Source organism: Paenibacillus sp. FSL P2-0089 (assembly GCF_038595095.1).
Classification (GTDB): domain Bacteria; phylum Bacillota; class Bacilli; order Paenibacillales; family Paenibacillaceae; genus Paenibacillus_AQ; species Paenibacillus_AQ silagei.
Genome location: NZ_CP152006.1, coordinates 7,533,174 through 7,546,359, shown reverse-complemented (window position 1 = coordinate 7,546,359; position 13,186 = coordinate 7,533,174). Strand labels below are relative to the sequence as shown.

Below are 13,186 nucleotides of genomic sequence, written 5' to 3'. Positions count from 1 at the left end.
GGGTGTTAACTTGAATACAAGGTTTATCAACTTTGAAGGAATTCATGGTAGTGGAAAATCAGCATGTGCATGGAATTTATACAACAACTTGAATACGAATAATATAAAAGCAGGGGTTTTTTTCGAATATCATATGAACTCCACTATTGAGAATCCGTGTGACGTAAGAATGACCGCAGTAATGACAGAGAAAGAATTCGAAGCTGTTATACAGAGTCATTCTGTTTATGAAGAATTACTTAGAGATAAACTAAAAATCTATAATGGATGGTATTGTGTTTTCGTTCCTGATTTCAAAGAGTATCCAATAATTTATGATTTATTGAGACCGTATATAGCCGATAATGGAAATTTAAAGACTGAACGTTTTATGCAGGCATTAAAAGGCAGAATAACCGCATTTGTTGAACAGGCTCTTAGTTCTGATCTGGTATATGTGTTTGAGAACGTTATTTTTCAGCAAATCTTAAATGAACTTATGCGAACAATGGATTGCGACGAACAACAAATGACGGATTATATATTAGAGGTTGAGCAGATATTGAAGCCCCTTAATCCATTAATTTTTTACCTATATCCAGATGATCTATTTAAGCAAATCAACAAAGTGGCATTAGAGCGAGTGTCCGACAATTATGAATTATATCCCGACTGGATTGACTGGATGGTGGAGTATTTAGAAAATTCGGAATATGGAAGGATACATAAGGTATCTGGTCGGGAAGATCTTATGATCTATTTTGAAAAAAGAAGATCAATAGAAGAGAAATGTTTCGGAAAGCTACGGTCAAATAAAGAAAAAATTTATGTGGACCGTATAGATTATGATGAAGAGAATGCATACATATACAGCAAGTACAGCAAGCTATGATCGGCCTGCCGGTAAAGATATATTTATCCTCCTACTTGCAACGCTCAATTTAGTACTGTATAGTTCTACTCATGACAAAGGCAAAAATAATGAACCAAAAACGTGTGCTTGAAGTCGCGGCAGCCTTATTTTTAGAAAAGGGATTTGCTTATACCAGCATGGATGAATTAGTACGTGTAAGCAAAGTGTCCAAATCTAATGTATATTATCACTTCGCGGATAAGGAGGAATTGTTAGCAGGGGTCGTTGATTATTGGATTGAAACGTATGAGCGGGCAATGGATCAAATCCTTTCTCAGAACCAGTTATCCGTTGAAGATCGTGTCCAGATGTTTTTAAAGCATTTAACGGAGGGAGTTCAGGCAAGAGACTATAAGGGGAGCTGTCCGTTTATTACACTTTATATTCAAACTCCGGCACAAGCTACGCACATCAAGGAAAAAATAGGTCTCTTTTTCACAGGATTACAAATGAAAATCTCTCTATTACTACAACAAGGAGCAGAAAAAGGCGAGTTTAGAGAAACGATTCATATTGACGAGGTAGCAGCACTTTTTATAACGAATCTTGAAGGAGCGCTGTTTCTTTCAGAGACATTGAAGGATGCAACGGTGATCACGAGAACAGCCAGCCACTTTTTCAACTTGCTTCGATAAGAAGCATTTTTTTTACACAAAATTAGTACCATTCAGTACTAAAAAGGAGAACAGATGCTATGCGGACGATATTCTTAACAGGTGGAACAGGCTTTATTGGGAGGCAACTCGTGGAGGAGCTTCTTAAGGAAGAGGTTATGATTTTTCTACTAGTGAGGTCGAAAAGTAAAGCGACACGTGTTTTTCAGGAAAAAGGGATTCTCAACGAGGCAGCGATGCACTTTATGGAAGGTGATTTGACGAAACCAGACTTAGGTCTAAGCGATGAAGATAAAGAGAAGGTACTGAGCACAGATGTTATTATTCATGCTGGCGGACAAATGGATATTCAAGCGACAACGCAAGAGGCAACCTCTGTATTTTTAAACGGTGCTAAGCATATCAGTGAATTCGCTAAACGTATCCATCAATTGAAGGGTTTGCAGCAATTTATTCATGTCGTTGGATATATGAGCCCTTTTGATGATGATAATAGCAAGGTTGCAATCGATGTGTTGAAGGAAGGATACGACTATCTGAAAATAAAAAATCCTTATGAAAGAACCAAATTCCTAGCAGATCTGTATATTCGCCAGCAGGCATCCGCAATAGGTTATCCGCTGTCTGTGATTAATCCGCCAACTGTAGTCGGCAGCAGTACAACAGGGAGTACGGAGCAGGTAGCCGGCTTAGGCTTACTTGTGGAGAGTATGCGAAGAGGGCTGATGCCAGTTATACCTGGAGGCAAGGGGTATAAATTACCGCTGATTGCAAACGATGCGCTGGCGAAGTTTATTGTTCAGGTTGTTAAGCTGGAGCCGTCGTCTATTCAAACCTACACCCTTGTTCCAGACCAACCGCTGGACCCGGATATCTCTGCATTATTAGGCGTGATGTCAGACAGTATGAATATGGCCGCACCTACAATCTCTGTGCCCCTTCGCTTCATGAAGGCACTTATGAACAGCGGGCTCAGTAAAATCACGCGAATTCCATCGGATGGACTGAACTTTATTACAAATCGAAAGTTTTCAAATGATTTACCGAAAAAAGTCATGGGAGCAGATTGGTTTACTAAGACGAGTGTCATGAATTTTTTCCCGGCCGTAGTCGCAGATTTGGATTATCGCCTGATGTACCCAAATGACCAGCATAATCATTCATTTGAACGAACCTTAACCGGAAATACTGTGATTTATCAAATACAAGGAGAGGGTAGGCCATTTATTTTATTCCACGGTTTGTTGAGTGATGGGGAGGATTTATTTCCCTTAGGAGTGGAGCTTCATGAAAAAACGGGTCAACCTGTATGGATTCCGGATCTTCCAGGTTTAGGACGTTCCCCTTTTAAGCATGAGAAGAACCTTATAGATCTCTATTTGAATGTAGTGAAGGAGTTATCAGGAAAAGCTGCTCAGGGCGCACATTGGATTGGCCATTCCTTCGGAGCGGTTATTCTGCTGGAAGCGTTAGCGCGAGAGTACTTGGATACGAAGAATACTATTACTTTACTTCAGCCACCTGTTACGAAGAAAAATCACAAATCGTTTAATGCTCCTCCATTGTTGAACAAATGGGCATTAAAGTTAGCAACGGCTAGTTCATTGGAACGTTATTTAATTGGCAATGGTCTGTTTGAAAATATAGAGGGCATTCCGAAATATTATATTGCCAAAGTACGCAGCAGCTTTACTTCGCCTAGAATTTTAAATACAACTCTTCAGCTCAATCGTTTCCTGTCGAAAAACTATCGGGGTGATTTCACCAAAGTACCGAGTGCTAATCTTCATATTATTTGGGGCGATCAAGATCGGCGCTATTCTACTCCAGTACAGCTTGGAAAGATTGACGTTGTTCCCTATGGTCATCATTTTCCTCTTAGCCATCCGACGGAGACGGCTTCTTATGTACTAGGAAATTAATACATCCACAGTAATGAAAAAAGACACCTGATAAGGTGTCTTCTGCTTTACTCCGTTAGCGGAACAGTTTATAAATCGAGAATCGGAACCGGTCCGTCCATCCAGTTCAGCTGGCTATCCATCATGAACTGAACCGTCCAATGATGCTCTGCCTGATACCAGTTATTAAATTCCACAATACTCTCGTACAGATTCTCGACGGCTTCCGGCGTTCGTTCTTCCAGTACCCGATGGATGTCCGCCAACAAATTCTCCGGCTTCTTTTCTACCCCTTCCAGAACCTTTAAGAACCACTTATAAGAAGGGAACAGCGTTTCGTTGTGTACCAAAATCAGCCTACCTGCGAAAAAGGCATAGTGGGTCAAACAGTAGTCGATTAATAAACGATTGTTGCGTTTCAGTCCTTCGTAATAATACCATTTCCAGGTTTCGAATTGTGCATAGAACTTCTGCATATTCTCTGCCTTGTTCTCCAGCGGATATCGGGGTGCGTCTTGGACCAACTCTTCCAACCCCTCGATATTGGAATAGGTGACGAACGCATCCTGGAATGCGAACTTAGCAGGCTCGCTGCCGGATTCGGCCACTTGCTTGATGTAGGAAGCAGATACAACCTTCCCGTCCACGTAACCGCCTTCATAAGAACAGGATTCCGTTTCGAAATACCCAAGATTATGGATGGAACAAGCATTCTTGTAATCCTCTTCAGAACGGACGATCATAATGTCGATATCAGAGGTTTCACCAGCAAAACCATGCGCCACGGAACCTCCGATGATGATCCCTTGTACGTCGGGTCTGGCTTTAAGCTTGTTGGTGATGGCATCAATGGCAGCTTGATGATGGGGATACATAATACATCCACTCCAATTAAATTAATATAAACATAAATTAGTAAGCCAATACATTAATCATAAGGTAATAATATTCCACTTTTGAAATTCCCGCAATCCCCCGAATAAATCAATCATCACCCCTAATAAAGGAAGGCATCGTTAGTAACAAAAAAAGGGAGCACCCTCACATTGGATGCTCCCACATTTTTTACTTCCTCAAAGCATTGATCTCCTGCTCTGTTAATCCAGTGGCCTTTGCAATCGTCGTTATGTCCAGATTCAAGTCAAGCATATTCTTCGCTACTTCCTTTATACCTGCCAATTTAGCACTTCCCAGCATAGATGCTTCATCATGAAGATACTTCTGTCTAGCCTCATAAAGCCGTCTAGCATCAGAATCCTGACTCAAATATTGCAGAGTATCCATTGCCTTTTCCAATCCTGGCTCATTCATCTTCAGCACCTCCCATTGTGATGTATCAGCACCTTTTAAAAACAACAGCCAATTAATTAGTCCGCCTTCAGAAGGAACATTATGATCATCCAGCTTCGGCAGCTCCAGGAAATGAACTTCAATATCTTCGATTAAGGATATTCCTGTCCGGTCTTCGCGCAAATGAAATACGTTATGATATTGCTGATTCTTCAAGAACAAATAATTCAAAATATTGATCGTTACGCATTTCTTCAACTCTAGATACTTCTCACCCTCACTGAGTTGACTCGCATATCGTTTACTCCAGTAAAAGGTGTTCTTTTCTCTATGTCGTATTTATTAAATAACTGCATCTCTATATCAATTAGCTTACCTTCAGAAGTCTTGGCATAAACATCAAAGATGGATTGTTTGTCGAGTGGATCGTCTTTGTCCGTATAGGGATTCATTAGAATGATCTCGGTCAGCGGCGGCTCGCCAGCCTCTGTAAAAATGCGGTTAAGAAACGCCAGCAACACATCCTTATTATTCTCGCTGCCAAATATCCGTTTGAACACAAAATCCACACGCGGGTCGAGTAATTCCATCGGCATCAGCTCCATTCTTTAATATTTATTATAACATTTTTCATTTGAAATGGGCTTAGAAGGAAAATACCTATAACGAAAAAAGACACCGATTAAGGTGTCTTCACTGATACTCCATATGGAGCCGAGGGGAGTCGAACCCCTGTCCGAAGATAACGGCACATAAGCTTCTACGAGTGTAGTTACAGTTTTGATGTCACCCTAGAAGCCCCCCGTAACCGGGTCCCCTTCGGGTCAGCCTGATTATCTTCTTCAGCTCACCCCAGGCGGAGATGAGACAGCGTATTCCACTATTTGTTAGCCCCTAGCCCTGTCACATGGACGATGCAGAGTAGAAGCACGCACACAGTTTCTTAGGCTGCGAAAGCGTAGTTGTTTTGTTGTTTGCCGTTTAATAGGCTTTAGCGTTGATGAAGCGGACGCGTCCCCACTACTCGCTACTCATGCTCGAACTATCCCCGTCGAATCCAAGAACGGCCCCTCATTAGAAAGGGCGCTTCGGATGAACGGATCAATCACAAGCACAAATGCTGATCCGGTACACAGCGATCTGATTTACGATGGCTGTTCAGAAGCAAAAAATCTACTTACCCAGTATAGCACATTTATCAACACTTTAACACGTGGGTTAAAGGAATTGAAGGTTGAATCTGGAACCACTTCGACGCAGGTGCAGTAGTCCGTCTATCTGGCGACCTTCTGCTTGTCACGCAGTACACGCTGGATATCACGCTGTGCGTCACGCTTCGCGGCGGAATCCCGTTTGTCGTATTCCTTCTTACCTTTACCCAGACCAATCAGCAGCTTGGCATAGCCATTACGCACATAAATCTTAAGCGGCACAATGGTGAAGCCATCCCGTTTGGACGAGCCCAGCAGCTTGTGTATCTGCTCCTTATGCATAAGCAGCTTACGTGTGCGCGTAGGGTCGGTAGGATTGGCGCGGTTTCCCTGTTCAAAAGGACTGATATGCATGTTGTGGATATGAATCTCGCCATTGCGGATCGTAGCGAACGCATCCCCTATGTTGGCGCGGCCATTACGCAGCGATTTGATCTCTGTTCCTGTAAGAACCAAACCAGCTTCGTAGGTGTCCTCAATAAAATAGTCATGGGAAGCTTTTTTGTTCTGGGCGAGCACTTTCCCGTCTGCTTTTTTACCCATGAGCGTCACTCCTTGAATCGAATTCCCGGCAATCCTTCACGGACACCAGGTCTATATTGTATCAAAAGCCGAGCTGCCAACGCAAGGAAGGATCGCTCTATGCCGCGGTCGTGTGAAGCTTGATTCTTATTAAAAAAAGCACTGTTCCCCTAAAGGAACAGCGCTCATATCGTTCAGCCTACGCCTTAGGTTTCTTCTTGCGCTTACGGCGCCCGTTCTTCTCGCCAGTGTCAGCACCGGCCTGGCCTGCAGACTCCCCGCTGCCTGGCGTCACGGAGGGGCTAATTAACACGCCGCCCTTCTTCTTGCGGCGGCCCTTGCCCTCCGGCGCTGCGCCGCGCCCGTCGGCCCCGAGGTCCTCGCGGCTGCGGAACCGTGTGCTCGCGTCTACGCCGCGTAGCTCACCGCCCGCCTGCTCAGACCCGCCACCGCCCGGCGCGCCGTAGCCGCCCTTGCCCGAGCCAAAGCCGAAGGCGATGCCGCGTCCCCCGGCAACGCCACCGGCCTCCGCCCCGCGGCCTCTGCCGCCCTCGCGCGGAGCGCCCGAACCGCCGGCTTCGCCCCGGCGGTCCGCCTTCCCGCCGCCCGCTGCGCCTGCGGCGGCAAGCCCACGCCGCGCGGCCGCTTCCGGCCCGCGGCCGCGCTTGCGGCCGCTGCCTGCTGCACCGGCGATGTCCCACGCCGCCGCTCCGTCTGTGCGCGGCCCGTTCCCGGTGCCGGCTCCAGCGGCACCGAAGCCACCAGCCGCTTCACCGCCGCCAGCGGGAGAAGCGTTCTTGCTCTTACCAGCGGCACCTGCACCGCCGCTCTTCCCCTTACCGCCAGCACCGAAGATGGTGCCGTTCTTGCCCTTGGCAACACCACTCTTGCCTCCGGCAGCAGCGCTGCCGGGCTTTCCTTTACCGCCACGGCCCTTGCCGCCTCCAGCCTTACCGGCGGGCTTGCTGAAGCCACCTGCGCCCGGACGGCCGCCTTTGCCGCCATAGCTCCGGTGGTCTCCGGCCGCCCGCGGCTTCATATCAACCAGCTCGAAGTCGATGGTGTGGTCATCCATGTTAACCTTGGCGACACGGATCTTCACTTCATCGCCGATGCGGAAGACCTTGGAGGTACGCTCGCCGATCAGCGCCATATGAGCTTCATCGAAGTGATAGTAATCATCCGTCAGCGCACTAAGGCGAATAAGACCCTCGACCGTATTGTCCAGCTCGATGAACATCCCAAAGCTGGTCACGCTGCTGATCATGGCGTCGAATTCCTCGCCAACCTTGTCCTGCATGAACTCTGCTTTCTTCAGCTGCTCGGTATCGCGCTCGGCTTCAACAGCCACTCGCTCACGTTCCGAGGACTGCTGGGCAATATCCGGCATCCGGGAGGCCAGATATTCGTGGCGCTTCTCGCTCAGCGCTCCGCCATTCTCAAGCACCTCACGCATCACACGGTGGATGACCAGATCGGGATAACGGCGGATCGGTGAGGTGAAGTGGGAATAGAACTCCGCTGCCAGCCCGAAGTGCCCGGTGCTCTCGGCATCATACTTCGCCTGCTTCATGGAGCGCAGCATCATCGTGCTGATTACCGTCTGCTCCTTCGTTCCCTGAATCTGCTCCAGCAGATCCTGCAGCGCACGCGGGTGAACCGAATTCCCCCGGCCCTTCACGTGGTAGCCGAAGTTAGCCGCAAAAGCCATGAAGTTCTGCAGCTTCTCCGGGTCCGGGTCCTCATGAATCCGGTACAGGAAGGGAACCTTCAGCCAGTGGAAGTGCTCCGCCACCGTCTCATTAGCCACCAGCATGAATTCTTCAATAATCTGCTCCGCTACAGAGCGTTCACGTTTTACAATATCGATAGCCTTACCGGCCTCATCTACAATAATCTTGCTCTCTTCAAAATCGAAATCCACCGCCCCGCGCCGCATCCGGGCACCCCGCAGCTTCATCGCCAGCTCCTTCATCAGGCGGAAATCCCCGATCAGCGGAGCATAACGCTCCAGCAGCTCAGGATCTTCATCCTCGACAATCTTCCGTACATCAGAGTAGGTCATTCTCTCCTTCGTACGGATGACACTGGTGAAGACATCGTGGTTCACGACCTTCATCTGCTCGTCGAATTCCATTTCACAGGACATCGTCAGACGGTCAACCTGCGGATTCAAGCTGCAGATACCGTTCGACAGCCGGTGCGGAAGCATCGGAATGACACGGTCCACCAGGTACACACTGCATCCGCGGTCGTAGGCTTCCTTGTCCAGCTCAGAGCCTTCACGCACATAATAGCCTACGTCAGCAATATGAACGCCCAGCTTATAATGGCCATTCTCCAGACGCTCAACGTTTACCGCATCATCCAGATCCTTGGCATCTGCGCCGTCGATCGTTACGATATTGAGCCCGCGCAGATCACGCCGCCCCTGCTCGATAATCTCTTCATCTGTGATCGAATCCGGCGCCTGCTCCGCTTCCGTCATCACCTCAGCCGGAAAAGCCTCCGGAAGCTGATGCTTACGGATTACCGACAGAATATCCACGCCCGGATCATCCTTATGGCCAAGGATCTCAATGATCTCACCCTCAGCCGCAGCACGGCCCTCCGGATAGCTCACAATGCGGACAACCACCTTTTCCCCGTCAACCGCACCCTTGAAAGACTCCCTTGGGATGAAAATATCCCGGTTAATCCGCTTATCATCAGGCAGCACGAAGCCATAGGTCTCCAGGCTCTGGAAAACACCCACTGTCTGCGACACACCTCTGATCAGAATCCGTTCCACTTCGCCTTCCATTCGCCCGCCGGACGGGCTCTTAGAGGTAATACGAATCAAGACGATATCGCCGTTCATAGCCCCCTTCAGATCGTTCGCGTGGATATACACATCCGGGTGCTCCCGGTTATCGGGAATCAGAAAAGCAAAGCCCTTGGCATGAACCTGCAGCCGTCCGCGCAGCAAATCCATCCGCTCAGGCACACCATAACGGCTGCCCCGGGTCAATATGATCCGGCCGTCCTTTTCCAGGTCAATCAATAGAGCCTCAAAGGCTTTGAAATCGGCACTATCCTGAGTGGCGAAATGGCTTACCAGTTCTTCATAGGTTAGTGGTTTATAAGCGGTCTCCCGCATGAAATCAAGTAAGATTTCCTGTGTTATCATGTTCGTTACCTCAGCCTCCTGCTGCATTCCTATGCATTGGCATACTGTATGCCTTGTCCTATTATACATCTAATCATTTCAAGTAAAATTTACCTTTATATACTTCATACCCTAGTATACACGAAATTAATCCCGGGCATCCCTGTTATGATGTTCACAATATTAAATCTGCATACAAAAAAGCCCCCGTCTATTCCATTCAGAACAGAGCGAAGGCTTACTGTAGACGAGTTATTCAACAACAATGGCAACAACTATTGACATGATGAAGAATCCTGCCGCCAGACCAACTGTTACACGCTGCAGCACAAGCTCCATACCGCGCGCCTTTGTTTTACCGAAGAGATGCTCAGCACCGCCGGAGATGGCACCGGAAAGACCTGCACTTTTCCCTTTTTGCAGAAGAACGACCGCAATCAGACCTACGGCAAAAATCAGAAGCACCACTTTCAAAAAGATATCCATTCACTTCCACCTCCTACGTCCAAGCATCACTATCTATGCTAAATTAGAATATCCGTTTCATAAACAGCATTTTTATTTTATCATAGCCACAGAATGAATACAACCTTCCAGACGGCATTCCCGCCCTATCACACTATGAAAATCTCATGTTGTCCCTCTATCGCAGATATCAGCATCAAAAAAGCCTGCCGGAAACCGGCAGGCTCATTGTATCTATAGATTCAAAAGAAATTATCTTTTGAGGTTGTAGAAGGATTTCAGGCCGTTGTATTGAGCCAATTCGCCCAGCTCGTCTTCGATGCGAAGCAGTTGGTTGTATTTAGCCACACGGTCTGTACGGGAAGGAGCACCAGTCTTGATCTGGCCTGCGTTGGTAGCTACAGCGATGTCAGCAATAGTGCTGTCTTCGGACTCACCGGAACGGTGGGAGATTACAGCTGTGTAGCCGGCACGTTTTGCCATTTCAATCGCATCGAAGGTTTCAGTCAGTGTACCAATCTGGTTAACCTTAACCAGGATGGAGTTACCGATACCCTTTTCGATACCTGTTGCCAGACGCTCAGTGTTCGTAACGAACAGGTCGTCACCAACCAATTGGACTTTATCGCCCAATTTTTCAGTCAGCAATTTCCAGCCATCCCAGTCATCTTCGGACATACCATCTTCGATAGTGATGATTGGGTACTTCTCAACCCATGAAGCCAGCAGGTCAACATACTCAGCGGAAGTGTAAGATTTACCTTCGCCTGCAAGTGTGTATTTACCGTCTTTGTAGAACTCAGTGGAAGCAACGTCCATACCAAGGAATACGTCAACGCCTGGTTTGTAACCGGCTTTTTCGATCGCTTCGATGATTGTAGTGATCGCTTCTTCATTGGAACCCAGGTTCGGTGCGAAGCCGCCTTCGTCGCCAACTGCTGTGTTCAGGCCTTTGGATTGCAGTACGGATTTCAGGTTGTGGAAGATTTCTGCACCAGTACGCAGTGCTTCCTTGAAGCTTGGAGCGCCTACTGGAAGAACCATGAACTCTTGAACGTCGATGTTGTTGTCGGCATGCTCACCACCGTTGATGATGTTCATCATTGGTACTGGAAGAGTCTTGGCATTGAATCCGCCCAGGTATACATACAAAGGAATGTCCAGAGCAGTTGCAGCAGCGCGAGCTACGGCCATGGATACAGCCAGGATTGCGTTAGCGCCCAGCTTGCCTTTGTTCGGAGTTCCGTCCAGAGTGATCATCAGCTTGTCGATGCCCACTTGGTCAAGAGCGTCCATACCGATTACTTCTGGAGCGATAATTTCGTTTACGTTCTCAACAGCTTTCAGAACGCCTTTGCCCATGTAACGGGATTTGTCGCCGTCACGAAGCTCTACAGCTTCATGAGCGCCAGTGGAAGCTCCGGAAGGAACGATAGCGCGGCCTTTTGCGCCGGACTCCAGATATACGTCAACCTCTACAGTAGGGTTACCACGGGAGTCAAGGACTTCGCGTGCATACACATCAGAAATAATAGTCATGTAAGTTTAATCTCCTTTTATACAATGGTTTTGGGTTTACACAAACAGATGTCTTGCTTATTTGCGGCTGGCAATCATGGATTGTCCGGTCATTTCCGCAGGCTGCGGAAGTCCCATCAGATCTAAGATTGTCGGTGCCACATCTGCGAGAATACCAGCTTCGCGCAGAACTACATCTTCAGTGGTAACGATGAACGGTACCGGGTTGGTGGTATGGGCTGTGAACGGACGTCCGTTCTCATCGAATACCATATCAGCATTTCCGTGGTCGGCAATGATAATAGCAACGCCGCCCTTGGCAACTACAGCATCCACAACCTTGCCTACGCATTCGTCCGTTACTTCGACTGCCTTGATTGTAGGCTCCAGCATGCCGGAGTGTCCTACCATATCAGGGTTAGCAAAGTTCAGGATAATGGCATCCTGTCTATCCGCCTCAATCTCCGCTACGCAGGCCGCCGCCACTTCGTAAGCGCTCATCTCTGGCTTCATATCATAGGTTGCCACCTTCGGCGAGTTGATCAGGATACGGGTCTCGCCCGGAAGCTCCTCATCGCGTCCGCCGCTGAAGAAGAAGGTCACATGCGGATACTTCTCGGTCTCTGCAATACGCAGCTGCTTCTTGTTCTGCTGAACCAGCACTTCACCGAGCGTGTTGTCCAGATTCTTCGGGGAGTAAGCCACGAAGCCTTGAACTGTCTCACTGAAGGTAGTCAGACATACGAAGTGCAGGCCTTGCGGGAACTTAGGACCACGGTCGAAGCCGCGGAAATCCGAGTTCGTGAACACTTGTGACAGCTGAATCGCACGGTCAGGACGGAAGTTAAGGAAAATGACGGAATCGCCGCTCTCCACGGTCGCTACCGGGTTGTTTTGGCTGTCCACAATTACACTTGGCTCCACGAATTCATCGAACACAGAATTCTGGTAGGATGCAGTGATGGCCTGAAGGGCATCGGTATATTTAGGGCCTTCCCCATATACCATTGCACGGTAAGCCTTCTCTACACGTTCCCAGCGCTTGTCACGGTCCATCGCGAAGTAGCGTCCGGATACCGTAGCAATCGTACCTACGCCAACCTCTTCAATCTTGGCGACCAGATCCTGAATGAACTTCTGTCCACTGTCGGGTGGTACGTCACGGCCATCCATGAAGGCATGAATATAGACTTCATGCAGATCTTCTTTTTTGGCCAGATCGAGCATGGCGAACAGGTGATTGATGTGGCTGTGTACGCCACCATCGGATACCAGTGCATAGAGGTGAAGCTTTTTGCCGGTTGACTTAGCGCTTCTTACGGCAGCCACCAGCGTCTCGTTATCGAAGAATTCTCCATCACGGATCGACTTGTCGATACGGGTCAGGTCTTGATATACAATCCGGCCGGCACCAATGTTAAGGTGCCCTACTTCAGAGTTACCCATTTGGCCTTCCGGCAGACCTACAGCTTCACCGCAAGCGGTAAGCGTAGTATTCGGATATTGCTTCAGGTAACGGTCGTAGTTCGGCTTGTTGGCTTGGGCAACAGCGTTGCCTTCATCCGTGTTCCGCAGTCCGAAGCCGTCCATGATAATCAGTGCTACAGGTCTTGGAGCTGACATTC

General features: G+C 48.3%; 9 protein-coding genes, 1 other RNA gene and 1 pseudogene. 3 read left to right on the top strand and 8 right to left on the bottom strand.

Annotation, left to right across the window (positions count from 1 at the left end; translation table 11 throughout):
- Positions 1–10 precede the first annotated feature (10 nt).
- From NST69_RS32380 to NST69_RS32370, 3 genes are all read left to right on the top strand, one after another.
- A complete protein-coding gene (locus NST69_RS32380) occupies positions 11–871 on the top strand; it encodes a hypothetical protein (protein ID WP_339312242.1) in 861 nt (286 codons plus the stop codon).
- A gap of 89 nt (positions 872–960) precedes the next feature.
- Complete coding sequence (locus NST69_RS32375) at positions 961–1,527, top strand: TetR/AcrR family transcriptional regulator (RefSeq protein WP_342548080.1); 567 nt, start codon at positions 961–963, stop codon at positions 1,525–1,527.
- Positions 1,528–1,586: 59 nt separating this feature from the next.
- Positions 1,587–3,428, top strand: coding sequence for an alpha/beta fold hydrolase (locus tag NST69_RS32370; protein WP_342548079.1), 1,842 nt, complete (start codon positions 1,587–1,589; stop codon positions 3,426–3,428).
- Between the two features lie 68 nt (positions 3,429–3,496).
- Here the strand turns inward: NST69_RS32370 and NST69_RS32365 are convergent, their stop codons facing one another.
- The 8 genes and pseudogenes from NST69_RS32365 to gpmI all read right to left on the bottom strand — a co-directional run bounded on the left by NST69_RS32365 (position 3,497) and on the right by gpmI (position 13,184).
- Positions 3,497–4,282 carry a nucleotidyltransferase domain-containing protein gene (locus tag NST69_RS32365; RefSeq protein WP_342548078.1) on the bottom strand — a complete coding sequence of 262 codons (786 nt, stop codon included), beginning with the start codon at positions 4,280–4,282 and terminating at the stop codon, positions 3,497–3,499.
- Positions 4,283–4,472: 190 nt separating this feature from the next.
- A pseudogene (locus tag NST69_RS32360) lies at positions 4,473–5,302 on the bottom strand (Rpn family recombination-promoting nuclease/putative transposase).
- Between the two features lie 101 nt (positions 5,303–5,403).
- Positions 5,404–5,768: a transfer-messenger RNA gene (gene ssrA, locus NST69_RS32355) on the bottom strand.
- 203 nt (positions 5,769–5,971) lie between these two features.
- Positions 5,972–6,451, bottom strand: a complete 480-nt coding sequence (gene smpB, locus NST69_RS32350; RefSeq protein ID WP_036690100.1) for an SsrA-binding protein SmpB — start codon at positions 6,449–6,451, stop codon at positions 5,972–5,974.
- A gap of 178 nt (positions 6,452–6,629) precedes the next feature.
- On the bottom strand, positions 6,630–9,599 hold the full coding sequence (gene rnr / locus NST69_RS32345; protein WP_342548077.1) for a ribonuclease R: 2,970 nt from the start codon (positions 9,597–9,599) through the stop codon (positions 6,630–6,632).
- A gap of 231 nt (positions 9,600–9,830) precedes the next feature.
- A complete protein-coding gene (gene secG, locus NST69_RS32340) occupies positions 9,831–10,064 on the bottom strand; it encodes a preprotein translocase subunit SecG (RefSeq protein ID WP_036690096.1) in 234 nt (77 codons plus the stop codon).
- A 231-nt stretch (positions 10,065–10,295) separates the two neighbouring features.
- Complete coding sequence (gene eno, locus NST69_RS32335; protein ID WP_036726271.1) at positions 10,296–11,582, bottom strand: phosphopyruvate hydratase; 1,287 nt, start codon at positions 11,580–11,582, stop codon at positions 10,296–10,298.
- 57 nt (positions 11,583–11,639) lie between these two features.
- Positions 11,640–13,184 (bottom strand): 2,3-bisphosphoglycerate-independent phosphoglycerate mutase, encoded by a 1,545-nt coding sequence (gene gpmI, locus NST69_RS32330; protein WP_036726269.1) that lies wholly within the window; start codon positions 13,182–13,184, stop codon positions 11,640–11,642.
- Positions 13,185–13,186: the final 2 nt, after the last annotated feature.

Excerpts from the sequence above, each read along its gene's own strand:
- smpB (WP_036690100.1), bottom strand. The coding sequence starts at position 6,451 with ATGGGTAAAAAAGCAGACGGGAAAGTGCTCGCCCAGAACAAAAAAGCT.
- secG (WP_036690096.1), bottom strand. The coding sequence starts at position 10,064 with ATGGATATCTTTTTGAAAGTGGTGCTTCTGATTTTTGCCGTAGGTCTG.
- eno (WP_036726271.1), bottom strand. The coding sequence starts at position 11,582 with ATGACTATTATTTCTGATGTGTATGCACGCGAAGTCCTTGACTCCCGT.
- NST69_RS32365 (WP_342548078.1), bottom strand. The coding sequence starts at position 4,282 with ATGTATCCCCATCATCAAGCTGCCATTGATGCCATCACCAACAAGCTT.
- rnr (WP_342548077.1), bottom strand. The coding sequence starts at position 9,599 with ATGATAACACAGGAAATCTTACTTGATTTCATGCGGGAGACCGCTTAT.
- NST69_RS32370 (WP_342548079.1), top strand. The coding sequence starts at position 1,587 with ATGCGGACGATATTCTTAACAGGTGGAACAGGCTTTATTGGGAGGCAA.
- NST69_RS32375 (WP_342548080.1), top strand. The coding sequence starts at position 961 with ATGAACCAAAAACGTGTGCTTGAAGTCGCGGCAGCCTTATTTTTAGAA.
- gpmI (WP_036726269.1), bottom strand. The coding sequence starts at position 13,184 with ATGTCAGCTCCAAGACCTGTAGCACTGATTATCATGGACGGCTTCGGA.